Below are 25273 nucleotides of genomic sequence, written 5' to 3' on the forward strand. Positions count from 1 at the left end.
CGTTTTTTTATCTGCTCTCTGCCATGTGGCGCCGCCTGATCTACCACCCGGAAATCAACTACGCACTGCGACAAACGCTGGTGTTGTGCCTGCCGGTGCTGTTCGGCTTGTTGATAGGCCAGCTGCAGCTCGGCCTGATGTTCTCTCTGGTGCCCGCCTGCTGCAATATCGCCGGTCTGGACACGCCGCATAAGCGCTTCTTTAAACGGCTGATCGTCGGCGGCTCGCTGTTCGCCTTCAGCAGCGTGCTGTTGCAACAGGCGCTGCTGTGGCACGTGCCGCTGCCGGCGCTGATGCTGGGCCTGGCGCTGCTGCTCGGCGTCACCGGTGAAATCAGCCCGCTGCACGCCCGGCTGTTGCCGGCGGCGCTGGTGGCCGCCATTTTCGCCCTCAGCACGGCCGGCACGGTACCTCTCTGGCAGGCGCCGCTGCTGTACGCGATCGGCACCGTCTGGTACGGCTTATTCACCTGGTTCTGGTTCAAGCTGTGGAAAGAGCAGCCGATGCGCGAGACGCTGAGCCAGCTCTACCTGGAGCTGGCGGACTATTTCGAAGCCAAATACTCGTTGCTGACCCAGCACACCGATCCGCAAACCGCGCTGCCGCCGCTGCTGGTACGCCAACAAAAGGTGATGGATCTGATCAGCCTTTTGTACCAACAGCTCAATTTCCTGCCGCACGCCAACAACCTCGAACAAAAGCGCCTGCAGCGCGCCTTTCAGGTGGCGATGGATCTGCAGGAGCACATCACCGTCAGCCTGCATTTGCCGGAGGAAGTACAAAAACTGGTGGAGCAGAGCCAGGCCGAAGCGATCATTCGCCGCAATGCACTGGTGATCGCCGGCCGGCTGCGCGTGGTGGCGCACGATATCCTCTACCATCAGCATTCGAAGCGCTTCTCCATGAGCCACGAACTGGCGGCGCTGGAAAAAATGGCGGCGCAGCATCCCGATAACCCGGTCGGCCAGTTTTGTTATTACCACTTCAGCCGCATCGCCCGCCTGCTGCGCACCCAGCATCCGCTGTACCGCCGCGACCTGATGCCCGGCCAGCACCGCCTGCCGTTTTGGCCGGCGCTGGCCAGCTATCTGTCGTTCAAATCCACCGCCCTGCGCAACGCCGCGCGGCTGGGGGTGACGCTGGCGGTCGGCAGCAGCCTGGGTGCGGTCTTCAACCTGCCGAAGCCATACTGGATCCTGCTCACCATCATGCTGGTGAGCCAAAACGGGTATAACGCCACCCGGGTGCGTATTCAGCACCGTGCGCTGGGCACGATTGCCGGACTGTTGCTGGCGGCCGGGCTGTTGCAGCTGCAGCTGCCGGAAGGAGAAACGCTGAGCATCATGCTGGTGATCACGCTGTTGGCCTACCTGGTTTCGCGCAAGAACTACGGGCTGTCGGTGATTGGCTTTACGGTCACGGCGGTTTACACCCTGCAACTGCTGGCGCTGAACGGCTCGCATTTTCTGGTACCGCGCCTGATCGATACGCTGATAGGCTGCGTGCTGGCGTTCGGCGGCACCATTTGGCTGTGGCCGCAGTGGCAAAGCGGGCTGCTGCGCAAGAATGCCCATCAGGCGCTGGAAAACGATCAAGCCGCGCTGCGGCTGATGCTGAAGCAACCGGAACCGGACGCCACCGCATTGGCCTATACCCGCATGCAGGTCAACCAGGCGCACAACGCGCTGTTCACCTCACTCAATCAGGCGATGCAGGAACCGGGGTTCGCGTCGAATTATCTGGCGGACATGCGGCTGTGGGTCACTCACAGCCAGTTCATCGTCGAACACCTGAACGCCATGACCATTCTGGCGCGCGAGCACTACATGCTGACGCCGAAACTGGCGGAAGCCTATCTGCAAACCTGTGAAATCGCGCTGCAAAGCTGCCAGCAGCGGTTGGAATACGACGGCCCGAGCAGCGGCAACAGCGGCATCATGCAGCCACCGGATCTGCATCCGGAGATGCCCGTCACCGAGATGGAACGTCATTTGCGCCGCATCCTGTCGCACCTGAACGTGATGCATACCATTTCGTCACTGGCCTGGCGCCAGCGCCCACACCACGGCATCTGGCTCAAGCGCAAACTGCGCGATCAATAAGGGCGCGGCATGCCGCGCCCCGTCATGCGCCGCACGGGCTTCAGGCGTTGATCACATCCTGCACCGCCAGCTCGAACAGCGCCATGCCGGCCTCGATATCCTGCAGCTCCACCACCAGCGACGGCGCAAAACGGATCACGTTCGGCCCGGCGTTGAGGATCATCAGCCCACGCGCGGCGGCGGCGGTGAGGAAATCGCGCGCTCTGCCGTGATAATGCGGCGTCAGCTCGGCGCCGATCAGTAACCCCATACCGCGAATGGCGGTGAAAATACCGTATTTATCGCCGATATCCTGCAAAACCTGCACATACAGCGCGTGGCGCTGTTCGATGCCGCTCAGCACTTCCGGCGTATTGATCACATCCAACGCCGCCTCCGCCACCGCGCAGGCCAGCGGGTTGCCGCCGTAGGTGGTGCCATGAGTGCCCACCTGCATCACCGACGCAATCTCTTCGGTGGTCAGCATGGCGCTGACTGGGAAACCGCCGCCCAACGCCTTGGCGGTGGTGAGAATGTCCGGCGTCACGCCATAATGCATATAGGCGAACAGCTTGCCGCTGCGCCCCATGCCGCTTTGCACTTCGTCGAACACCAGCAGCGCCTGATGTTGGTCGCACAGCTCGCGCACGCCTTTGAGGAAGCCGGCGTCGACCGGCGTAATGCCGCCCTCGCCCTGAATCGGCTCCATTACCACCGCGCAGGTATGGTCGTCCATCACCGCTTTCACCGCCGCCAGATCGTTGAACGGCACGTGTACGATGTCGGCCGGCTTCGGCCCGAACCCGTCGGAGTATTTGGCCTGCCCGCCCACCGACACGGTGAACAGCGTGCGGCCGTGGAACGCGTTATAGAAGGCGATGATTTTGGTTTTGTACGGGCTGTGGCGGGTGATGGCGTAATGACGCGCCAGTTTAAACGCCGCTTCGTTGGCCTCTGCGCCGGAGTTGGCGAAGAACACCCGGTCGGCAAAGGTGGCGTCGATCAGTTTGCTCGCCAGGCGCAGCGCCGGTTCATTAGTGAAGACATTGCTGGTATGCCACAGAGTCTCGCCCTGACGCTTGAGCGCCTCGACCAGCGCCGGATGGCAGTGCCCCAGCGCCGTCACCGCGATGCCGCCGGAAAAATCGATGTACTCTTTTCCCTGCTGATCCCAGACTCGGCTGCCTTGGCCGCGCACCGGCACAAACTGGGCCGGTGCATAAACAGGCAGGATCACCTGGTCAAAGGTGCTGCGGCTCACTGCGGATTTTTCAGTCATTTTCGGCTCCACCCTGAAGGTTTTTCAGCGCTATCGTAATATTAGATTGAAAACATAATCACGAAATATGCATAAAAAACCAATCAAGCGCAAACGCAAAACGCCTGACGAGCGAAAAAAACGCATCGGGATTAACGGTTGAGGAAGTTATCCAGCAGCTGATGGCCCTGCTCGCTGAGCACGCTTTCCGGATGGAACTGCACGCCTTCCAACGCCAGCGTGCGGTGGCGGATGCCCATGATCTCGTCGCGCACGCCGTCGCGTTCGCTCCAGGCGGTCACTTCAAAACAGTCCGGCAGCGTATCGGCTTTCAGCACCAGCGAGTGATAGCGGGTCACGGTCAGCGGATCGTTCAGGCCGCGAAACACGCCGACGCCCAGATGGCGAATGGCCGAAGTTTTGCCGTGCATCACCGCGCGGGCGCGCACCACCTCGGCGCCGAACGCCTGCCCCAGCGCCTGGTGCCCCAGGCACACGCCGAGGATCGGCAGTTTGCCGGCGAAATGACGAATAGCGGCCAGCGAGATGCCCGCTTCGTTCGGGGTGCAGGGGCCAGGGGAAATCACCAGATGCTGCGGCGCCAGCCGCTCGATATCGGCCAGCTGCAGCTCATCGTTGCGCTTCACCATCACCTCGGCGCCCAATTCGCAGAAGTACTGGTAAAGGTTATAGGTAAAGGAGTCGTAGTTATCGATCAGCAGCAGCATGTTAGGTCCGGCAGAGAAAAATGCCGCCACAATGTACTGATTTAACCCGCCGCTGCCGACGATAATTTCCGCTTACTTTTTACGGCCGCCGGTGATCGAGCCCAGCACGCCGCGCAGGATCTGGCGGCCGAGATCGCGCGCCATGCTCTTGGCGGCGGTCTGGACGATGCCGTCGCGTTTGCCGCCGCGCGGGCCGGTAGAACCGAACAGCAGTTCGTTCAAACCGTCCATCAGGCCGCCGCCCGTCTGTTGCTGCGCTTGCGCCTGCGGTTGCTGCCCCTGCTGCGCAGTGCCGACGGTGGCGAAACCGCCCGACGACAGCTTCTCGTAGGCGGACTCGCGGTCGATCATGTCTTCATAGCGGCCATACAGCGGCGACTTGTTGATCGCGCTGTTCAGCCCTTCCGTGCCGAGCATGCCCATCTTGGATTCCGGCGCGATCACCATCGCCCGCTCCACCACGTTCGGCCGGCCCTTCTCGTCGAGGAACGACACCAACGCTTCGCCCACGCCCAGCTCGGTGATCGCCGTTTCGGCATCGAAGGCCGGGTTGGCGCGCAGGGTTTGCGCCGCCGTCTTCACCGCCTTCTGATCGCGCGGGGTAAAGGCGCGCAGCGCATGTTGCACGCGGTTGCCCAACTGGCCCAGCACGCTGTCCGGGATGTCCAGCGGGTTCTGGGTGACGAAGTAAATGCCGACGCCTTTCGAGCGGATCAGGCGCACCACCTGTTCAATCTTGGTCAGCAGCGCCGCCGGCGCATCGTTGAACAGCAGGTGCGCCTCATCGAAGAAGAACACCAGCTTCGGCTGTTCAGGGTCGCCCACTTCCGGCAGGTGCTCAAACAGCTCGGCCAGCAGCCACAGCAGGAACACCGAATACAGCTTCGGCTGATTGATCAGCTTGTCCGCCGCCAGCAGATTAATCACGCCGTGGCCGTTGGCGTCGGTTTTCATCAGATCGTTGATGTCCAGCATCGGCTCGCCGAAGAACTGGTTGGCCCCCTGCTCTTCCAGCGTCAACAATCCGCGCTGAATGGCGCCGATAGAGGCGGCAGAGATATTGCCGTACTGGGTTTGGAATTGTTTGGCGTTGTCGCCGACGAACTGCACCATGGCGCGCAGATCCTTCATGTCCAGCAACAGCAGCGCATTGTCATCGGCGATTTTGAACACCAGCTGCAGCACGCCGCTTTGCACCTCGTTCAGATCCAATAGTCGCCCCAACAGCAGCGGCCCGAGATCGGAAATCGTGGCGCGGATCGGGTGGCCCTTTTCGCCGTAAATATCCCACGGGATAATGGTGCAGGCCTGCGGCTGCCAGTCGGTGACGCCAATCGCCGCCAGACGCGCCTGCAGTTTCTCGGAAGGCGCGCCCTCAGCGCCAATGCCGGACAGATCGCCCTTCACGTCCGACAGGAACACCGGCACGCCGATGCGCGAGAACTGCTCGGCCATTTTCTGCAGCGTCACCGTCTTGCCGGTGCCGGTTGCCCCGGTGATCAGCCCGTGGCGGTTGGCCAACGCAGGCAAAATCACCAGCTCCTGCTCCGGTTTTCCGTCTTTCATCGCTTTGGCGATAATCCGTGGTTCACTCATTTTCGGTTCCTTTGACGCTGACGCGGCGCAAAACGCGCCTGTTGATGCAATAAAGCTATAAGCGCCGCGTAACCCCGTCAAGGACAAACAAAAAGGGCGCCGTCGGGACGCCCATGATGCCTGTCTTTTCAGAATCCCCCTAAGATCTGCGTCACCCCCGCAGCCCCAGTTGCTCCTTCAGCGCCTTCAAATAGCGCCGGCTGACCGGCACCGGATCGCCGGCCGACATGATCATCTCCGCCGCGCCGCCCTCTTCGAAGCGGATCTCGCGCACCAGCTCCAGGTTGACCAGATACTGCCGATGGCAGCGCACCAGCGGCGTACGGCTTTCCAGCGTGCGCAGCGTCAGCTCGGTGAAACATTCCATGCCGTCGCTGCGCACCACGAATACCCCGCTCAGCTTGGAACGGATCGCCAGCACTTCATCGAATCGCAACAGATAGATGCGGCTGTGGCCGGTGCAGGGAATGTATTTCAGGTAACCGGCGCTCTCATCCAGCGCCGTCACATCCTGCGGCGCACTGCGCTGCCGCAGGCGTTGCAGCGTCTTGCTCAACCGCATCGGCTCCGCCGGCTTCAGCAGATAGTCGAAGGCGTGCTCCTCGAATGCCTGCACCGCGTATTCGTCGTAGGCGGTCAGAAACACGATGTGCGGCATCCGGTTGGGATCCAGCATGCCGACCATTTCCAGCCCGCTGATGCGTGGCATCTGGATATCGAGAAACACCACGTCCGGCTGCAGCCGGTGGATCTGGCTGATGGCTTCGATGGCGTTGGCGCACTCGCCGATAATCGAGATCCCCGCTTCAGCTTCCAGCAGGTGGCGCAGGTTGTCGCGCGCGGAAGGTTCATCGTCAACAATCAGTGCATTTAACATCAGGCGGCCCTCTCCATAGGGACATTAAGCGTAATGCGGGTGTAGGCATCCGGCCGGCAATCCACCTGCACGCCATAGCCTTCGCCGTAGCGCACGCGAATGCGTTTATCCACCAGGTTCATGCCCAGGCCGCTGCCGTCCGGTTTCGGCTGGAACAGCCCGGCGTTGTCCGTCACCTGCAACAGCAGATGCTCGCCTTCGCAGCAGGCGCCGATTTCGATGCGGCCCACGCCCAACAGATGCGAGGTGCCATGCTTGATGGCATTCTCGACGATCGGCTGCAGCGAAAACGCCGGCAGCCGCGCCGCCAACAGCGCCTCCGGCAACGATACCGCGATCTCCAGCCGATCGGCGAAGCGCGCTTTCTCTATCTGCAGGTAGGCGTTCACATGTTCAATTTCGTCCGCCAGGCTGACTTCGTCATCCGAGCGTTTGAGATTTTTACGAAAGAAGGTCGAGAGGGACTGCACCAGATCGCAGGCGCGCTCGCCATCGCGGCGGATCACCGCTACCAGGGTATTCAAGGCATTGAACAGGAAATGCGGATTGACCTGCGCATGCAGCAGCTTGATCTCCGACTGCGCCAGCAGTTGCTTGTGGCGCTCGTACTGTCCGGCCATGATCTGCGCCGACAGCAGGCTGGCGATGCCTTCGCCCAGCGTACGGTTGATGGTGCTGAACAGCTGGCTTTTCGGTTCATACAGCTTGATGGTGCCGATGACCCGCTGGTTTTCGCCGCGCAGCGGGATCACCAGCGTCGATCCCAGCTTGCAGGCCGGATTGATCGAGCAGCAGTAAGAGAGCTGATTGCCGTCGGCGTACACCACCTCGTTGTTGTCGATGGCGCGATGCGAATGCACCGAGGCGATCGGCGTGCCCGGCAGGTGGTGATCGTCGCCGATGCCGATAAACGCCAGCAGCTTGTCGCGATCGGTGATCGCCACCGCGCCGATGCCCAGCTCCTGATAAATCACCCGAGCAACCTTCATGCTGTTTTCCTGATCGAAGCCCTGCCGCAGGATGCCCTCGGTGCGCTCGGCGATCTTCAGCGCCTTGGAAGAGAAAGCGCTGGTGTATTTCTCGAACATCGCGCGCCGATCCAGCAGGATTTGCATAAACATCGCCGCGCCGACGGTATTGGCGATCATCATCGGCAGCGCGATGTGTTCCACCAGCTGCAACGCCTCGTTATAAGGGCGCGCCACCGCCAGAATGATCGCCATCTGCAGCACTTCCGCCACCAGCGCCACGCCGCCGACGAACAGCGGATTGAACAGCAGCTCGATGCGCCCCCGGCGCATGGCGATGCTGTGCACGATGCCGCCGACCAGCCCCTCGGACACCGTGGAGATCGCCCAGGCAACGTCGGTCATGCCGCCGAGCGTATACCGGTGCAAGCCGCCGGTCAGCCCGACTAGAAAGCCCACGGACGGCCCGCCCAGCAGCCCGCCCAGGACCGCGCCTATCGCGCGGGTGTTGGCGATCGAATCCTGAATATGCAGCCCGAAGTAGGTGCCCATGATGCAAAACACCGAGAAGATCACGTAGCACAGCAGCTTGTGCGGCAAGCGAATGGTCACCTGCATCAGCGGAATGAACAGCGGGGTTTTGCTCAGCAGATAGGCGATAACGAGATAGACGCACATCTGCTGCAACAGCAACAGCACCTGGTTAAATTCATACATGGCAGTAACTCATCCAGAGACAACAAAGGGCGAACGCCGGATTTCCGGTCTGGTTATTGTCTGCCAATTAGAGCATGGGGCGCGGGAGAAAACAGTGATGAAGGCAAGGCTTCGGGAGGAAGGACGGCCGACCCCGACGGGATCGGCCAAAAAATTTACGGCAGCACCTTGGCCGACAGAATCACCACCGGTTTGGTCGGCACATTCTGGTAAGGGCCGACGTTGCCAGTCGGCACCTGAGCGATCTTGTCCACCACGTCCATGCCTTTCACCACTTTGCCGAACACCGCGTAGCCGAAGTCGCGCTGGCCGTGATCCAGGAAGGCGTTATCCGCCACGTTCAGGAAGAACTGGCTGGTGGCGCTGTCCTTGTCGGCGGTGCGCGCCATCGAGATGGTGCCGCGCAGGTTGCGCAGGCCGTTGTCGGCTTCGTTCTTGATTGGCGCCTTGGTGGATTTTTGCTGCATGTCAGCGGTGAAACCGCCGCCCTGGATCATGAAGCCCGGGATCACGCGGTGGAAAATGGTGTTGTTGTAATACCCGCTGTTCACGTAATCGACGAAGTTCTGGGTGGAAACCGGTGCCTTCTGGCTGTCGAGCGCCAATTCGATATTCCCCGCCGAGGTCGTCAGCATGACGTGGGTCTCACCGGCGGCGAGTGCGGCTGGTGCCACTGCGGACAGGGAACACAGCGCGACGAAGGTCACTAAAGTACGTTTGAACATTAACGGGTCCTTTCTCTGAGAGACAAACAACGGAAAAGCGCTTTGATTCTAAAGAGCTGTATCGGCAAGTGCCAGCCATTTACCTATATTTACCCAATTACGGGACATATCCTAGGCGGCCCTGAATTTTGCTGCGGAAAGTATGGGCGCAGAAGGCTTTTTTGCCAACCGCATCACGCATTTTTTGCCCCGCCCCGCCCCGGGGCGGTTTTTGCGATCTGCCTCCCAGTTTGCACACGCATTGTCGTTACTCTATATAAATGAGAGCGCTCTCATTATAAAAAGAACGGATACTGAAGCATCCCACGGCGGCGTCGCCGCGCAACCCCTGGAGAAATGACGTGAGTGAATTGATGACTGAAGTCAGCCCCGAGTTTGAAAGCACCATCATGGAACTGCTGGTGTTCTCCGGCAGCGCGCGCAGCAATGCGTTGATGGCGTTGCGGCAAGCGCGCGCCGGCGACTTCGCCGCCGCGGCCAAACACATGGCCGAATCCAAAGAATGGGTGAAGAAAGCACACCTGATCCAGACCGAGCTGATCGGCCTGGACGAAGGCTGCGGCAAGCTGGCGATCAACCTGATCACGGTACATGCGCAGGATCATCTGATGAACGCCATGGTGATCCAGGATCTGGCCGACGACATGATCGAGCTCTATCGCCGTCAGTCGCAAACGGAGGGCCGCCAATGAGCACGCTCAAAATCGCGGTGATCGGCGGCGGCAGCAGCTACACTCCCGAACTGGTCGATGGGCTGATCCAGCGCATCGAGGAGCTGCCGGTCACCGAACTGGCGCTGGTGGACGTCGAGCCGGGCCGGCAAAAAGTGGAAACCATCGCCGCTCTGACCCGCCGCATGCTGGCGCGCCACGGGCTGGAGCTGGTGAAGGTCAGCGTGCACTTCGCGCTGGACGACGCCATTCGCGGCGCCGCTTTCGTGCTGACCCAGTTCCGCGTCGGGCAACTGCCGGCGCGCGCCGCCGATGAACGGCTGGGCCTCAAATACCAGCTGCTCGGCCAGGAGACGACCGGCGTCGGCGGCTTCGCCAAGGCGCTGCGCACCATTCCGGTGATGCTGGATATCGCCCGTCGGGTGGAAAAGCTGGCGCCGGACGCCTGGATCATCAACTTCACCAACCCGGCCGGCATCGTCACCGAGGCGGTGTCTCGCTTTACCAAAGCGAAGATCATCGGCCTGTGCAACGTGCCGATCAGCATGCATCACATGATCGCCAACATGCTGCAGGCGCCTTACGCCGACGTGCAGCTGCGGTTCGCCGGCTTGAATCACATGGTCTGGGTGCATCAGGTCACGCAGCAGGGGCGCGACGTCACCGCCAAAGTGATCGACATGCTGTGCGACGGCGCGGCGCTGACCATGAACAACATCAAGGAAGAGCCCTGGCAGCCGGACTTCCTGCGCGCGCTCGGCGCGATCCCCTGCCCGTACCACCGCTATTTTTACCAGACCCGTGAGATGCTGGCGGAAGAGATGGCCGCCGCCGGCGAGCGCGGCACCCGCGCCGAGCAGGTGATGCAGGTGGAGAAAGAGCTGTTCGAGCTGTATGCCGATCCGCAATTGAACACGAAACCGGAACAGCTCAGCTTCCGCGGCGGTTCTTTCTATTCCGAGGTTGCGCTGGAGCTGATTCGTGCTATCCATAATAATCTCGGCACGCAATTAGTGGTCAACACCGCAAACCGCGGCGCGATCCATGGCCTGCCGGACGATGCTGTGATAGAAATCAACTGTATCGTCGATGCCCAAGGCGCGCATCCGCTGACGTTCGGCCCGCTGTCGGAGCCGATGCAGGCGCTGACGCAGCAGGTGAAAGCCTACGAACGCCTGGCCATCGAGGCCGCGGTGCACGGCGATCGCCGCAGCGGCTTGCTGGCGCTGATCGCCAACCCGCTGGTGGGCAACGCCAACCTGGCGCAGCCGTTGCTGGACGAGGTGTTGACGATAAACGCGCCGTATTTGCCGCAGTTCAGGTAAGCGCCTGCGCGGTATGACAGGGGTTCGGCGCGCCGAACCCATTTTTTTAGCCGTAATCAGGAGTTGGACGATGGTGACACTGGAAGATGTCGCGGCGCTGGCGGGCGTTTCGCGCGCCACCGTATCGCGGGTAGTGAACGGCGACAGCAACGTCAAGGCGCCGACCCGCGAGAAGGTTGAACGCGCCGTCGCCCAGCTCGGTTACACCCCCAACCCGGCAGCCCGCGCGCTCGCCTCCAGCCACAGCAATACCCTCGGGCTGGTGACCACGTCGTATCGCGGCGGCTTCTTCGGCGCGCTGATGGACTTCGTGCAGACCGAGGCCGAATCCCACGGCAAGCAGCTGCTGGTGACCCAGGGCCGCAACAGCGCCGAAAACGAATGGCAGGCGGTGCAACGGCTGTTCAGCCTGCGCTGCGACGGCGTGATCCTGCACGTGCGTTTTCTCAGCGACGATCGGCTGCGCCAGCTGGCGGCGGAACAACGTGATTTCGTGTTGCTCGATCGTCTGGTGCCGGGGCTGGAAGACCGCTGCGTCACCTTCGATCACCCGCTCGCCAGCCGCATGGCGACGCAGCAGTTGCTCGACGCCGGGCACCGGCGCATCGCCTGCATCAGCGGCCCGCGCGAGCGCCCGTCGAGCCGCCTGCGGCTGCAGGGGTTTGAAGAGGCGATGCAGGCGGCGAATATCGAGCCGGTGGCCTGTCTGGAGGGCGTCTACGATCTGGAAAGCGGTTACCGCTGCGCCGATCACCTGCTGCAGCAAACCGCACGGCCCAGCGCCATCTACTGCTGCAACGAAGAGATGGCGATCGGCGCGCTGCTGGCGATCAACGAGCACCGCCTGCGGGTACCGCAGGATATCTCCTTGATCTGTTACGACAGCGGCGAACGCGCACCTTTCGTGCGCCCGGCGTTGAGCAGCGTACATTTTCCCATCAGCGAAATGGCCCAATACGCGGCGCGCAGGCTGATCGACCCCGCCACCCCGGCGCACCGGTTTGAGCCGACGATCATCAGCCGTGATTCCATTGTGACGGCACGCAAATAGATCACAATAATGCGTATCATCCCTTCATGGGTTGCATCAAAAAATCGACAGCCATCACAAAAAATCCCGTTGTCTGTGCTAGGATCCGCCCCCTGGTGGCCTGATCGGGACTTTTTTCTGCGTTTGCCAGGAAAAGCCAGCGGCCTTATGCCAGCGTTAAAACCTCTAACAGACATATTCAGGCCTATACAATGAATGACAGTAACCGCATACGGCTTACCTGGATCAGCTTCTTTTCGTACGCGCTGACCGGTGCTTTAGTGATCGTCACAGGGATGGTGATGGGAAACATTGCAGAGTACTTTAATCTGCCGGTTTCCAGCATGAGTAACACCTTTACTTTCCTCAACGCCGGTATTTTGATTTCGATCTTCCTTAATGCCTGGCTGATGGAAATCATCCCGCTGAAGCGTCAGTTGATCTTCGGCTTTGTCCTGATGGTGCTGGCGGTCGCAGGGCTAATGCTCGGCAAGAGCCTGACCATGTTCTCGCTGTGCATGTTTATCCTCGGCGTGGTGAGCGGCATCACCATGTCGATCGGCACCTTCCTGATCACCCACATGTATGCCGGCCGCCAGCGCGGTTCGCGCCTGTTGTTCACCGATTCCTTCTTCAGCATGGCCGGGATGATCTTCCCGATCGTCGCCGCGATGCTGCTGGCCCGCCATATCGGCTGGTACTGGGTTTACGCCTGCATCGGCCTGCTGTACGTGGCGATCTTCGTGCTGACCCTGTACTCCGAATTCCCGGTGCTGGGCAAGAAAGGCGCCGATGCCGGTCAACCGGTCGAGAAAGAAAAATGGGGCATCGGCGTGCTGTTCCTGTCGATCGCTGCGCTGTGCTACATCCTCGGCCAGCTGGGCTTCATTCAGTGGGTGCCTGAGTACGCGACCAAGTCGTTCAACATGGACATCGGCCAGGCCGGTAAGCTGGTGAGCGACTTCTGGACCTCTTACATGGTCGGCATGTGGGTGTTCAGCTTCATCCTGCGCTTCTTCGATCTGCAGCGCATCGTCACCGTACTGGCCGCGCTGGCTACCGGCGCGATGTACCTGTTCGTCAGCACCGACAATCCGGAACACCTGGGCTACTACATCATGGCCCTGGGCTTCGTTTCCAGCGCCATCTACACCACGCTGATCACCCTCGGCTCGCTGCAGACCAAGGTCTCCTCGCCGAAGCTGGTCAACTTTATCCTGACCTGCGGCACCATCGGCACCATGCTGACCTTCGTGGTCACCGGCCCGATCGTGGCGAAAGGCGGCGCGCACGCGGCGCTGACTACCGCCAACGGCCTGTACCTGGCGGTGTTCGTGATGTGTCTGCTGCTGGGCTTCGTGACCAAGCACCGCAGCCACGGTCACGTGACGCACTAACGTCTTCGCATCAAATACATCAAGGGCGCCCGCAAGGCGCCCTTTTTTATGTACATTTTTCACACTTAATTATACATTGTTTATACATGAACAATGGAGAGGGATTGCTCATGAAAGTCTTTATCAAAAAATGGGGCAACAGCGCGGGAATGCTGGTGCCCTCAGCGCTAATGAACGAGCTGGAACTACAGGTAGGTCAGGAAATGGACATGCAGGTCATCGATGGAGCGTTGGTCATTAAACCGGTTAAGAAACGCTATTCACTGCAGCAATTGCTCGATGGCTGCGACGGTGAAGCGCCGGCCGCCGCAGACGACAACTGGGAACACATGCCGCCGGCGGGGAAAGAAGTATGGTGAAGCGCCCCGTTTTTCAGCGCGGAGATCTTATCCGGGTCAGCCTGAATCCCGTGGTTGGCCGTGAGCAGCAAGGCGACTTTCGTCCGGCACTGGTGCTCTCTCCCCGCGAGTTTAATGCGTTGGGCATGGTGCTGGTCGCCCCTATTTCGCAAGGGGCTAATTTTGCCCGTACAGCGGGTTTCACCGTCAGCCTGAGCGGGAGCGGCACCGCAACGCAGGGCGTCATCTTGATCAACCAGGTTCGCATGATGGATCTGGCCGGGCGCAGCGCGCAATTCATTGAACGTGCCCCTGGCGAAGTCATCGCCGACGCGCTGGCGCGGCTTCAGGCAATCATCGACTAACGCCGAAAATCCACCGTCTCATCCTGCTGCAAATGCAGCGTGGTTTCCGCCGGCCGCGTTTCGGCGATCACCGCGCCCTGGCGAATCGAATAACGCACCGGCGTCTGGCGGCGCACCGCGTCGAAACCGCTTTCCGCCGGCAGGATCACCAGGTTGGCGCTGTTGCCGGCCGCCAGGCCGTAGTCGCTCAGGTTAAGGGTGCGCGCGCTGTGGTGGGTGATCAGCTTCAGTCCGTCGTCGATTTGGCCATAGCCCATCAGCTGGCACACGTGCAGCCCCATGTGCAGCACCTGCAGCATGTTGGCGGTGCCGAGCGGATACCAGGGATCGAACACGTCGTCGTGGCCGAAGCAGACGTTGATCTCCGCCTCCAACATCTCCTTCACTCGGGTCACGCCGCGCCGTTTCGGGTAACTGTCGAAACGGCCCTGCAGGTGAATGTTCACCAGCGGATTGGCGACGAAGTTGATGCCGGACATTTTCAGCAGGCGGAACAGCCGCGAGGCGTAAGCACCGTTGTAAGAGTGCATCGCCGTGGTGTGGCTGGCGGTGACTTTCGCTCCCATCTCCAGCTTCAGCGCCAGCGCCGCCACGGTTTCGACGAAACGCGATTGTTCGTCGTCTATCTCGTCGCAGTGCACGTCCACCAGCCGATCGTATTTTTGCGCCAGCGCGAACGCCTTATGCAGCGACTCCACGCCGTATTCGCGGGTGAATTCGAAGTGCGGAATGGCGCCCACCACGTCGGCCCCCAGCCGCAGCGCCTCTTCAAGCAGCGCTTCGCCGTTGGGATAGGAAAGGATCCCCTCCTGCGGAAAGGCGACGATCTGCAGCGTCACCCAGGGCGCCACCTCCTGCTTCACCTCCAGCATGGCGCGCAGCGCGGTCAGCGTAGGATCGGAAACGTCGACGTGAGTGCGCACATACTGCACGCCGTTGGCGATCTGCCACTTGAGCGTTTGCCAGGCGCGCTGTTTGACGTCTTCATGGGTCAACAGCGCTTTGCGTTCGGCCCAGCGCTCAATGCCCTCGAACAGTGTGCCGGACTGGTTCCAGGCCGGCTGACCGGCGGTTTGCGTGGTATCCAGGTGGATATGCGGTTCGACGAACGCCGGCAGCGCCAGCCCGCCCTGCGCATCCAACACGTCGCTGCGCCACTCCTGTCCTTCCGGCTGCGGCACCAGATGCGCGATGCGCCCCTGCTCGATCGCCAGTTGCCACAATCCTTCATGCCCGCTTAAACGCAGGTTGTCGATAAACTTCAATGGACGTTTCGCCACCCTTCACCTCTGCCGTTGCGCTGGTTTTCTTCATCATACTGGCAGCGGATCGCACTGACAAAGTCGCCGTGTCGTGCCTACCCCCTGCGTTTACTCCCTGCGGGGTAATTTACATGCAAACTGACTCGCTTCAGCTAAAGATGAATAAAATCCGCAACTTATCAAAAAACGTGAAAAATCATTCATATACCACATTGGAGGTATATGGAAGTGTGATTGATTTGCATCAATAAATTGCTCATCGGGAGGGATAAGGTAACCCTAGGAAACCAGAATTTTGAGGCAATAATGAGCAGAGTCAAACTTGCCGTCGTCGGCAATGGCATGGTCGGCCACCGGTTCATCGAAGATCTGTTGGATAAAGCAGACAAAGACCAATTCGAGATCACCGTATTTTGCGAAGAGCCGCGCATCGCTTACGATCGCGTGCACCTCTCTTCCTACTTCTCTCACCACACCGCCGAAGAGCTGTCGCTGGTGCGCGAAGGCTTTTACGAAAAACACGGCGTGAAGGTGCTGATCGGCGAACGCGCTATCACCATCAATCGCGACGAAAAGGTCATCCACTCCAACACCGGCCGCACCGTCTATTACGACAAGCTGATCATGGCCACCGGCTCCTATCCGTGGATCCCGCCGATTAAAGGCTCGGATAGCCAGGACTGCTTCGTTTACCGCACCATCGAAGACCTGAACGCCATCGAAGCCTGGGCGCGCCGCAGCAAACGCGGCGCGGTAGTCGGTGGCGGGCTGTTGGGGCTGGAAGCCGCCGGCGCGCTGAAAAGCCTGGGGGTGGAAACGCATGTGATCGAGTTCGCTCCGGTGCTGATGGCAGAACAGCTCGACCCGATGGGCGGTGACCAGCTGCGCCGCAAGATCGAGCGCATGGGCGTCAAGGTGCACACCGGCAAAAATACCCAGGAGATCGTCAACGGCGGCGGCACGGCGCGCAAAACCCTGCATTTCGCCGACGGCAGCCTGCTGGAAGTGGATTTCATCGTGTTCTCCACCGGCATCCGCGCCCAGGACAAGCTGGCGCGCCAGTGCGGGCTGGAGATCGGCCGCCGCGGCGGCATCGCCATCAACGACAGCTGCCAGACGTCGGATCCGGACGTGTACGCCATCGGTGAGTGCGCCGCCTGGCGCGATCGCACCTTCGGCCTGGTGGCGCCGGGATACAAAATGGCGCAGGTGGCCGCCGATCGCCTGCTGGGCCGCGAAAACGGCTTCCAGGGCGCCGACATGAGCGCCAAACTGAAACTGCTGGGCGTGGACGTCGGCGGCATCGGCGATGCCCACGGCCGCACCGAGGGCGCCCGCAGCTACGTTTATCTGGATGAAAGCAAAGAAGTCTACAAACGCATCGTGGTCAGCGCCGACAACAAAACCCTGCTCGGCGCGGTGCTGGTGGGCGACACCAGCGACTACGGCAACCTGCTGCAGCTGGCGCTGAACGGCATCGCGTTGCCGGAGAACCCGGACGGCCTGATCCTGCCGGCTCATGCGGGCAGCAAACCGGCCATCGGCGTGGATTCGCTGCCGGAAAGCGCGCAGATCTGCTCCTGCTTCGACGTCAGCAAAGGCGACATCATCCAGGCGGTCAACAAAGGCTGCCACACCGTGGCGGCGCTGAAGGCCGAAACCAAGGCCGGCACCGGTTGCGGCGGCTGCATCCCGCTGCTTACCCAGGTGTTGAACGCCGAGCTGAGCAAGCAAGGCATCGAGGTCAACCATCACCTGTGCGAACACTTCGCCTATTCGCGCCAGGAGCTGTTCCACCTGATCCGCGTCGAAGGCATCAAGTCGTTCGAGGCGCTGCTGGCCAAATACGGCAAAGGCTACGGCTGCGAAGTCTGTAAGCCGACCGTCGGCTCGCTGCTGGCCTCGTGCTGGAACGAGTACATCCTCAAGCCGCAGCATACGCCGCTGCAGGATACCAACGACAACTTCCTCGGCAATATCCAGAAAGATGGCACCTACTCGGTGATCCCGCGCTCCGCCGGCGGCGAAATCACCCCGGACGGCCTGCTGGCCATCGGCCAAATCGCCAAGGAGTACAACCTCTACACCAAAATGACCGGTTCGCAACGCATCGGCATGTTCGGCGCGCAAAAAGACGACCTGCCGGCCATCTGGCGCAAGCTGCTCGCCGCCGGCTTTGAAACCGGCCATGCTTACGCCAAGGCGCTGCGCATGGCGAAAACCTGCGTCGGCAGCACCTGGTGCCGGTATGGCGTCGGCGACAGCGTCGGTTTCGGCGTCACGCTGGAACATCGCTACAAAGGCATCCGCACCCCGCACAAAATGAAGTTCGGCGTCTCGGGCTGCACCCGTGAATGCGCCGAAGCACAGGGCAAGGACGTCGGCATCATCGCCACCGAGAACGGCTGGAACCTGTATGTCTGCGGCAACGGCGGCATGAAACCGCGCCACGCCGACCTGCTGGCCGCCGACCTCGATCGCGAAACCCTGGTGCGTTACCTCGACCGCTTCATGATGTTCTATATCCGCACCGCCGATAAGCTGCAGCGCACCTCGGTGTGGCTGGAAAGCCTGGAAGGCGGCATCGATTACCTGCGCAAGGTGATCGTCGACGACAAGCTCGGCATCAACGCGCAGTTGGAAGCCGAGATCGCCCGCCTGCGCGACGCGGTGGTCTGCGAGTGGAAAGAGACCGTCGAGCACCCGGAAACGCAGCTGCGCTTCGCCCACTTCATCAACAGCCCGCTGCGCGATCCGAACGTGCAGGTGGTGGCCGAACGCGACCAGCACCGCCCGGCCCGCCCTGACGAGCGCATTCCCGTCACCCTGATCGATACCGAGGAGAGCCACGCATGAGCCAGTGGATTACCGTTTGTCCCGTCGCCGACATTCTGCCCGGCACCGGCGTGTGCGCCCTGATCGGCGATCGGCAGGTGGCGGTGTTCCGCCCCTATGCCGACGAACAGGTGTTCGCCATCAGCAATATCGACCCGTTCGCCCAGGCCAGCGTGCTGTCGCGTGGCCTCATCGCCGAACATCAGGGCGAACTGTGGGTCGCCAGCCCGCTGAAGAAACAGCGTTTCCGCCTGTACGACGGCCACTGTCTGGAAGATGACAACCGTTCCGTTGCCAGCTTCGCCAGCCGGGTGGTCGACGGCATCGTGCAAGTCGCGGCATAACCTTTCGGGAGGCAACATGTTTACCGATACGATCAACAAATGCGCCGTCAACGCGGCGCGCATCGTCCGCCTGGCGAAGGAGAGCCCGCTCGGCTTCTGGATTAGCTCGGCGATGGCGGGCGCCTACGTCGGCCTCGGCATCATCCTGATCTTCACCCTCGGCAACCTGGTCGACCCAAGCGTGCGGCCGCTGGTGATGGGCGCCACCTTCGGCATCGCGCTGACGCTGGTGATCATCGCCGGTTCCGAGCTGTTCACCGGCCATACGATGTTCCTGACGCTCGGCGTCAAGGCCGGCACCATCCGCCAAAGCCAGATGTGGGCGGTGCTGCCGCAAACCTGGCTCGGCAACCTGCTCGGCTCGGTGCTGGTGGCGCTGATGTATTACTACGGCGGCGGCAGCCTGCTGCCGGTGGATACCAGTCTGGTGCACAGCGCCGCGCTGGCGAAAACCACCGCGCCGGCCGAGGTGCTGTTCTTCAAGGGCGTATTGTGCAACTGGCTGGTTTGTCTGGCGATTTGGATGGCGATCCGCGTTGAAGGCGCCGCCAAGTTCATCGCCATTTGGTGGTGCCTGCTGGCCTTTATCGCCTCGGGTTACGAACACTCCGTCGCCAACATGACGCTGTTCGCCCTCTCCTGGTTCGGCAACCACAGCGAGGCCTACACCCTCGCCGGCATTGGCCACAACCTGCTGTGGGTGACGCTGGGCAACATCCTGTCCGGCTCGGTGCTGATGGGCCTGGGGTATTGGTACGCCACGCCGCGCGCCGAACGCCCGCTGGCGGCGAAAGCCGCCGCACGTCAGACCGCCTGAGTTTTCGGGGGCCCATTTCGCCCCCCACCCTGATGACCCCGAGGAGTGCCGATGGACTACCTGCCGATTTTCTGCCAACTGCAACATAAAGCCTGTCTGCTGGTCGGCGGCGGCGAGATCGCCGAACGCAAGGCGCGCCTGCTGCTGGACGCCGGCGCGGCGCTGACCGTCAACGCCCTGGACTTCACCCCGCAGTTCCGCCGGTGGGCGGAAGAAGGCCGGTTGACCCTGGCAGCAGGCGAATTCAGCCCGGCCCTGCTGGCGGAAAAATGGTTGGTGATCGCCGCCACTGACCGGCTGGAGGTCAACGCGCGGGTATACCAGTGCGCCAACCAGCAACGGGTGTTCTGCAACGTGGTCGACGATCCGAAACGCGCCAGCTTTATCATGCCGTCGATTATCGATCGTTCGCCGATCATGGTGGCGGTGTCCTCCGGCGGCAAAGCGCCGGTGCTGGCGCGGCTGCTGCGCGAGAAGCTGGAAGCGATGCTGCCGCAGCACCTCGGCAAGCTGGCTCAACTGGGCGGCTCGCTGCGGCAGCGGGTAAAACAACGCTTCAGCGGCCTCGGCGCACGCCGTCGCTTCTGGGAAAGGTTGTTCGCCCACGATCGGCTGGCGCAATCGCTGGCCAACGGCGACGCCGCACTGGCCGAACGCCAGCTCGAGCAGTTGTTCAGCGAACAACGGGAAGATCGCGGTGAAGTGGTGCTGGTGGGCGCCGGGCCAGGCGATGCCGGTTTGCTGACGCTGAAAGGGCTGCAACAGATCCAGCAGGCCGACGTGGTGGTTTACGACCGGCTGGTCTCCGAAGAGATCATGACGCTGGTGCGCCGCGACGCCGAGCGCATCTTCGTCGGCAAACGCGCCGGGCACCACTGCGTGCCGCAGGAACAGATCAACCAAATCCTGCTGCAGCAGGCGCTGCAAGGCAAACGCGTGGTACGCCTGAAGGGCGGCGATCCCTTTATCTTCGGCCGCGGCGGCGAAGAGCTGGAGACGCTGGCGGACGCCAACGTGCCGTTCTCGGTGGTGCCTGGCATTACCGCCGCCTCCGGCTGTTCCGCCTACAGCGGCATCCCGCTCACCCACCGCGACCATGCGCAGAGCGTCCGCCTGGTGACCGGCCACGCCAAGGCCGACGGTGGATTGGACTGGGCGACGCTGGCCGCCGGGCAACAGACGCTGGTGTTCTATATGGGGCTGTCGCAAGCGACGGAAATCCAGCGCCGGCTGATCGCGAACGGACTGCCGGCCGCCACGCCGGTGGCGCTGGTGGAAAACGGCACTTCTTGCCGCCAGCGGGTGATCGAAGGCGAACTCCACCAACTGGGCGCCTTGTCCCTGCAGGCCGCCAGCCCCAGCCTGATCATCGTCGGCAGCGTGGTCAGTCTGCGCAGCAAGCTCAATTGGTTCGCCAGCGAGGAATCGCCCGCCAGCCTGGCGCAAATGGCGTGATACCGACGTAAAAAAAGCGGCCTAAGGCCGCTTTTTTATTTGCGCCGGCGTTACGCCTGCGGCGGTACGAAACCGACGGCCTGATAGACCTTCGCCAGGGTTTCCTGCGCGCGCGCGCGCGCCTTGGCGGCGCCGTCGCGCATCACCTGCTGCAGATAGGCTTCGTCGTTGCGGAAGCGGTGGTAGCGCTCCTGCAGCTCAGCCAGCATGCCGGAGACGGCTTCCGCCACCGCGCCTTTCAGGTGGCCGTACATCTGCCCTTCGAACTCGGCTTCCAACTGCGCGATGCTCTTGCCGGTCACGCCGGCGAGGATATCCAGCAGGTTGGAGACGCCCGCCTTGTTGACCACGTCGTAACGCACGACAGGCGGCTCTTCCGAGTCGGTCATTGCGCGTTTGATCTTCTTGGTCACCGCTTTCGGATCTTCCAGCAGGCCGATCACGTTGTTGCGGTTGTCGTCCGACTTGGACATCTTCTTGGTCGGCTCCTGCAGCGACATCACGCGCGCGCCGGATTTAGGAATAAACGGCTCCGGCACTTTGAACACGTCGCCGTACAGCGCGTTGAAACGCTGGCCCACGTCGCGGCTCAGCTCCAGGTGCTGTTTCTGGTCTTCGCCCACCGGCACCTGGTTGGTTTGATACAACAGGATATCCGCCGCCATCAGCACCGGATAGCTGAACAGCCCGGCGTTGATGTTCTCGGCGTAGCGTGCGGATTTGTCCTTGAACTGCGTCATGCGGCTCAGTTCGCCGAAATAGGTGTAACAGTTCAGCACCCAACTCAGCTGCGTATGCTCAGGCACGTGCGACTGCACGAAGATGGTGCTTTTTTCCGGATCGATGCCGCAGGCCAGATACAGCGCCAGCGTATCCAGCGTGGCCTTGCGCAGCTTCTCGGCGTCCTGGCGCACGGTGATGGCATGCAGATCGACGATGCAGTAGATGCAGTCGTAGTCGTCCTGCATCTGCACCCACTGACGCAGCGCACCCATGTAGTTGCCGATGGTCAGTTCGCCGGACGGCTGCGCGCCGCTAAATACGATGGGCTTACTCATGTTTAAATTTCCTGATTCTCTAAAGATGACAGCCCAAGAGCGGGCAACAAATCGGCGAAGCGCTCCAACACCCGATCGGGGTGGCTCAGGGCGATCGATTCACCGTAGTTATAACCGTAGGTAAAGCCGACGCTCGGACAACCGGCGCCCTGCGCGGCTTGAATATCGTTGCGTGAATCGCCGACGAACAGCAGCTCATGCGCGCGCAGCCCAAGCTTGCCGAGCACCAGGTACAACGGCGCCGGGTGCGGTTTCTTTTCCGTCACGTCGTCGCCGCCGATCACCAGCGAGAAATAGTCGCCAATGCCCAACGATGCCAGCAGCGGCGCCACGAACGGCGTCGGCTTGTTGGTCACCAGCGCCATCGGGTAACCGTGCGCGGCCAGGCGGGCCAGCGTCTCTTGCACCGGTGGGAACAGACGGCTGCCGCTGTCGACGGTCTGCGCGTAGAAATGGTCGAAGCGTTCACGCAGCCGGCTGCACTGCGCCGGCGTGCCTTCCGCCTCCGCCCAACGCAGCGCGCGCTGCACCAGCACGTCGGCGCCGTTGCCGATCCAGGTGCTGACCCGTGCCTCACCCGCTTGCGGCAGGCTCGTCTCTTCCAGCGCCATATCGATGGCGGCCGCCAGACCCGGCGCGCTGTCGACCAGCGTGCCGTCCAGATCGAAGGCCAATGCGCGGATCGCGCCGAAATCAGCCATGGGTAACCTTCGCCAGCTCGCTGCGCATTTCGTCAATCACCTTGCGGTAGTCCGGCTGGCCAAAGATGGCGGAACCGGCGACGAACATATCGGCGCCTGCGGCGGCGATTTCGGCGATGTTATCCACCTTCACCCCGCCGTCGACCTCCAGGCGGATATCGCGACCGCTGTCGTCGATCAGTTTGCGCACCTGGCGCAGCTTGTCCAGGGTGCCGTGGATGAACGACTGGCCGCCGAAGCCCGGGTTGACCGACATCAGCAGGATCACGTCAATTTTATCCATCACGTAATCGAGGTAGCTCAGCGGCGTCGCCGGGTTAAACACCAGACCGGCCTTACAACCGTGCTCTTTGATCAGCTGAATGGTGCGATCGACATGTTCGGAAGCTTCGGGGTGGAAAGAGATATAAGACGCGCCGGCCTTGGCGAAATCTGGCACGATGCGATCTACCGGCTTGACCATCAGATGCACGTCAATCGGCGCGGTAATGCCGTAGTTGCGCAGCGCTTCGCACACCATTGGACCGATGGTCAGATTGGGCACATAGTGGTTGTCCATGACGTCGAAGTGCACCACGTCGCCGCCTGCGGCCAGCACGTTAGCGGTATCTTCACCTAACCGGGCAAAATCTGCCGACAGAATGGACGGGGCAATCAAAAACTTTTTCATCCGCTTCTCCAAACGTAGGATCGAGTTGTTATGCGCCGGGGTGCCCCCGGCTTAGCGATACAGCGCCAAAAGCTCGTTCACTTTACTGCGGCCGAGAATGTTGCGGCTGATTGTGCGGCGCGCTTTCACCACATACAGCGCAGCATGCTGGTACCAGTCGCGCGTCAGCTCGGTATCGTGATTGGAGATCAATACCGGTACCTGGCTCTCTACCGAGAGCTGGTGCGCCAGATGCGCCAGGCTCTGCTGATCGGCGATGCTGAAGCTGTTGGTGTGGTAAGCGGTGAAATTCGCCGTCGCCGACAGCGGCGCGTAAGGCGGATCGCAATACACCACGGCACCGGCCACGGCCTTCGCCATGGTATCGCGGTAATGCTCGCAGACAAAAGTGGCATTGCGCGATTTTTCGGCAAACCAGTAGAGCTCTTCTTCCGGGAAGTACGGTTTCTTGTACCGGCCGAACGGCACGTTGAACTCGCCGCGCAGGTTATAGCGGCACAGGCCGTTATAGCAGTGACGGTTCAGGTACAGGAACAGCAGCGCCCGGCGGTAAGGCTCGGTGCTAGTATTGAACTCTTCTCTCAGCAGGTAAAACTGATCCGAGTTATTGAATTCATCGGCGAAAAGCGTGCGGGCATCGCGCACGAAGTCATCCGTGCGCAGCTTAACGATGTTATACAGGTTGATAAGATCGCTATTGATGTCGGCGAGAATGTAGGCGTCGTAATCCGTATTCAGAAAGACGGATCCCGCACCCACGAAGGGCTCGATTAAGCAGTCTCCCGCCGGCAGATGGCGACGAATCTCATCTACCAGCGGGTATTTTCCACCAGCCCATTTTAAAAAAGCGCGGTTTTTCTTCATGCCGTCAATTAGCTACTTATACAATTCAGAGCGGCGGATTGTACTCTGTTTCAGACAGCACATCAGCGCACAAATTTAAATGATTTATTTTTTAAGATCTTGCTGCACTTGGTGTACAGGTCGGACCCACGGTTTTTTCGCCTGCACATCCGCCGGCAACGAAGCAATGGCGCGCTTCGCTTCTGCGGAAGAAGCATAGTTGCCGCTCACCAGCACGTACCACGGCTTGCCGTCACGCTTGGTGGCGTACACCAGGTAATTCTGCAGTTTCTGCTGTTTGGCGTAGGCGTTCAGCGTATCGGAACGCGAAGCGCTGCTCAGTTGCAAGGTATAGTGGCTGCCCGGCGCAGACTGCAGAGAGCTGCCGCTGCTGGCGACCGCTCCCGCTTTCGCGGTGGAAGACGGCTTGGCCGGCGGCGTATACACCGTGGTCGGTGATTTATGCTGCGTTGCGGTCGGTTTGGCGGCGGCGGTTTTCGCCGGCGTTTTATGCTGTTGCGGCGCGGTTCCCTGCACAGGACGCGTCGCTTCGCGCGCTGCGGCACCGCTCATCACCGTCGCCGGTGCGGTCGGCAACGTCGACGCTGCGCCAGTCATGCCTTGGGTCGCCGCATCCACCTGCCCCTGCTGCTGCGACAGCGCATCCGCCATGTTGCCCGGCAAATCGACGCGCTGCTGCGCACCGCCCTGCTGAGGCTGCGTTTGCGCTTCGGTCGGCGTGCCGGAGATCGGCGGAACGCTGACGTTCTGAGGTTGCTGCGGCTGAGTCGCGCTCACGCCGTTGTTATCGTGGGTATCCGTCGTGCCGCCCGGCACGCCGTTGTTGGCGGTGGTCAGCGACGAAGAACCGGACAGGTTGATATCGCGGGCTCCGCCGTTTTGCGCGCCGTTCTCCTGAGCCGCTTCATGTTTGGTCGGCGCCTTCAGGGCTGAACCGATGCCGATAATCAGCAGCAGCAGCACCAAAATGCCGATGCCAATCATCAAATGTTGGCGCGAAACGGCGAAGCGCGGCGCGGCGGCCGGCTTGCGCGAGCGCGTAGGGCGACGATCGCTGCTATCAGGTCTGAGATCGTCTTCCGGTTTAAACTCGTCCATCTGAAACCCTCCAACTAGAGGCAAAAGCCCGCCACCGTAGATCTACCGTGGCACGGGCAGATTAACCCGATGATGGCAAAGCGACACCCGTCG

General features: G+C 61.4%; 23 protein-coding genes. 11 read left to right on the plus strand and 12 right to left on the minus strand.

Features of this window, described 5'->3' with window-relative positions:
• Window positions 1-23 precede the first annotated feature (23 nt).
• Entirely contained in the window at window positions 24-2102 is a 2079-nt protein-coding gene (locus tag IT763_RS21625) for a YccS/YhfK family putative transporter (RefSeq protein ID WP_049300707.1), read from the plus strand.
• Between the two features lie 40 nt (window positions 2103-2142).
• Here IT763_RS21625 and IT763_RS21630 read toward each other — a convergent pair whose 3' ends face one another.
• From IT763_RS21630 to ppiA, 6 genes are all read right to left on the minus strand, one after another.
• On the minus strand, window positions 2143-3360 hold the full coding sequence (locus tag IT763_RS21630; protein WP_049300709.1) for an aspartate aminotransferase family protein: 1218 nt from the start codon (window positions 3358-3360) through the stop codon (window positions 2143-2145).
• A 131-nt stretch (window positions 3361-3491) separates the two neighbouring features.
• Window positions 3492-4067, minus strand: coding sequence for an aminodeoxychorismate synthase component II (locus tag IT763_RS21635; RefSeq protein ID WP_016930347.1), 576 nt, complete (start codon window positions 4065-4067; stop codon window positions 3492-3494).
• 72 nt (window positions 4068-4139) lie between these two features.
• Window positions 4140-5663 (minus strand): helicase HerA-like domain-containing protein, encoded by a 1524-nt coding sequence (locus tag IT763_RS21640; RefSeq protein ID WP_193843128.1) that lies wholly within the window; start codon window positions 5661-5663, stop codon window positions 4140-4142.
• Between the two features lie 151 nt (window positions 5664-5814).
• Window positions 5815-6540 carry a two-component system response regulator BtsR gene (gene btsR / locus IT763_RS21645; protein WP_164053178.1) on the minus strand — a complete coding sequence of 242 codons (726 nt, stop codon included), beginning with the start codon at window positions 6538-6540 and terminating at the stop codon, window positions 5815-5817.
• Complete coding sequence (locus tag IT763_RS21650) at window positions 6540-8225, minus strand: sensor histidine kinase (RefSeq protein WP_206194994.1); 1686 nt, start codon at window positions 8223-8225, stop codon at window positions 6540-6542. The genes btsR and IT763_RS21650 overlap by 1 nt, the downstream gene beginning before the upstream one ends.
• Window positions 8226-8380: 155 nt before the next feature.
• Window positions 8381-8950: a peptidylprolyl isomerase A gene (gene ppiA / locus IT763_RS21655; RefSeq protein ID WP_015379288.1), complete on the minus strand. Its 570-nt coding sequence runs from the start codon at window positions 8948-8950 to the stop codon at window positions 8381-8383.
• Between the two features lie 353 nt (window positions 8951-9303).
• Between ppiA and IT763_RS21660 the strand changes: the two genes are divergently transcribed.
• From IT763_RS21660 to IT763_RS21685, 6 genes are all read left to right on the plus strand, one after another.
• Entirely contained in the window at window positions 9304-9642 is a 339-nt protein-coding gene (locus IT763_RS21660) for a PTS lactose/cellobiose transporter subunit IIA (protein ID WP_016930352.1), read from the plus strand.
• Window positions 9639-10946: a 6-phospho-beta-glucosidase gene (locus IT763_RS21665; RefSeq protein ID WP_151254276.1), complete on the plus strand. Its 1308-nt coding sequence runs from the start codon at window positions 9639-9641 to the stop codon at window positions 10944-10946. Before IT763_RS21660 ends, IT763_RS21665 begins: the two co-directional genes overlap by 4 nt.
• Before the next feature lie 70 nt (window positions 10947-11016).
• Window positions 11017-11997, plus strand: a complete 981-nt coding sequence (locus tag IT763_RS21670; RefSeq protein WP_016930354.1) for a LacI family DNA-binding transcriptional regulator — start codon at window positions 11017-11019, stop codon at window positions 11995-11997.
• 191 nt (window positions 11998-12188) lie between these two features.
• On the plus strand, window positions 12189-13373 hold the full coding sequence (tsgA, locus tag IT763_RS21675; RefSeq protein ID WP_206194995.1) for an MFS transporter TsgA: 1185 nt from the start codon (window positions 12189-12191) through the stop codon (window positions 13371-13373).
• 110 nt (window positions 13374-13483) lie between these two features.
• Complete coding sequence (locus tag IT763_RS21680) at window positions 13484-13732, plus strand: AbrB/MazE/SpoVT family DNA-binding domain-containing protein (RefSeq protein ID WP_049300713.1); 249 nt, start codon at window positions 13484-13486, stop codon at window positions 13730-13732.
• The gene (locus IT763_RS21685) at window positions 13726-14076 is read left to right on the plus strand and encodes a type II toxin-antitoxin system ChpB family toxin (protein ID WP_049300714.1); all 351 of its coding nucleotides are present in this window, start codon (window positions 13726-13728) and stop codon (window positions 14074-14076) included. The genes IT763_RS21680 and IT763_RS21685 overlap by 7 nt, the downstream gene beginning before the upstream one ends.
• Here the strand turns inward: IT763_RS21685 and IT763_RS21690 are convergent.
• Window positions 14073-15341 carry a cytosine deaminase gene (locus IT763_RS21690; RefSeq protein ID WP_207188402.1) on the minus strand — a complete coding sequence of 423 codons (1269 nt, stop codon included), beginning with the start codon at window positions 15339-15341 and terminating at the stop codon, window positions 14073-14075. The genes IT763_RS21685 and IT763_RS21690 overlap by 4 nt on opposite strands.
• A 303-nt stretch (window positions 15342-15644) precedes the next feature.
• On the opposite strand from IT763_RS21690, the gene nirB reads away from it, so the two are divergent.
• From nirB to cysG, 4 genes are read left to right on the plus strand one after another with little or no spacing between them, the layout of a single operon-like run.
• The gene (gene nirB / locus IT763_RS21695; protein WP_206194996.1) at window positions 15645-18194 is read left to right on the plus strand and encodes a nitrite reductase large subunit NirB; all 2550 of its coding nucleotides are present in this window, start codon (window positions 15645-15647) and stop codon (window positions 18192-18194) included.
• The gene (gene nirD / locus IT763_RS21700; protein ID WP_143778634.1) at window positions 18191-18517 is read left to right on the plus strand and encodes a nitrite reductase small subunit NirD; all 327 of its coding nucleotides are present in this window, start codon (window positions 18191-18193) and stop codon (window positions 18515-18517) included. The genes nirB and nirD overlap by 4 nt, the downstream gene beginning before the upstream one ends.
• A gap of 16 nt (window positions 18518-18533) precedes the next feature.
• On the plus strand, window positions 18534-19334 hold the full coding sequence (gene nirC / locus IT763_RS21705; RefSeq protein WP_016930362.1) for a nitrite transporter NirC: 801 nt from the start codon (window positions 18534-18536) through the stop codon (window positions 19332-19334).
• 51 nt (window positions 19335-19385) lie between these two features.
• Window positions 19386-20789, plus strand: coding sequence for a siroheme synthase CysG (gene cysG, locus IT763_RS21710; protein WP_206194997.1), 1404 nt, complete (start codon window positions 19386-19388; stop codon window positions 20787-20789).
• 50 nt (window positions 20790-20839) lie between these two features.
• Here cysG and trpS read toward each other — a convergent pair whose 3' ends face one another.
• The 5 genes from trpS to IT763_RS21735 all read right to left on the minus strand — a co-directional run bounded on the left by trpS (window position 20840) and on the right by IT763_RS21735 (window position 25180).
• Window positions 20840-21847 (minus strand): tryptophan--tRNA ligase, encoded by a 1008-nt coding sequence (trpS, locus tag IT763_RS21715; RefSeq protein ID WP_004930324.1) that lies wholly within the window; start codon window positions 21845-21847, stop codon window positions 20840-20842.
• Between the two features lie 2 nt (window positions 21848-21849).
• Window positions 21850-22548 (minus strand): phosphoglycolate phosphatase, encoded by a 699-nt coding sequence (locus tag IT763_RS21720; protein WP_206194998.1) that lies wholly within the window; start codon window positions 22546-22548, stop codon window positions 21850-21852.
• The gene (gene rpe / locus IT763_RS21725; RefSeq protein ID WP_004930320.1) at window positions 22541-23218 is read right to left on the minus strand and encodes a ribulose-phosphate 3-epimerase; all 678 of its coding nucleotides are present in this window, start codon (window positions 23216-23218) and stop codon (window positions 22541-22543) included. Before rpe ends, IT763_RS21720 begins: the two co-directional genes overlap by 8 nt.
• A gap of 51 nt (window positions 23219-23269) precedes the next feature.
• Window positions 23270-24082 carry an adenine-specific DNA-methyltransferase gene (gene dam / locus IT763_RS21730; RefSeq protein ID WP_004930319.1) on the minus strand — a complete coding sequence of 271 codons (813 nt, stop codon included), beginning with the start codon at window positions 24080-24082 and terminating at the stop codon, window positions 23270-23272.
• 84 nt (window positions 24083-24166) lie between these two features.
• Window positions 24167-25180: an SPOR domain-containing protein gene (locus IT763_RS21735; protein ID WP_016930365.1), complete on the minus strand. Its 1014-nt coding sequence runs from the start codon at window positions 25178-25180 to the stop codon at window positions 24167-24169.
• Window positions 25181-25273 lie beyond the last annotated feature (93 nt).

The sequence above is a fragment of the Serratia sp. CMO1 genome, assembly GCF_015689115.1.
GTDB classification, from domain to species: domain Bacteria; phylum Pseudomonadota; class Gammaproteobacteria; order Enterobacterales; family Enterobacteriaceae; genus Serratia; species Serratia marcescens.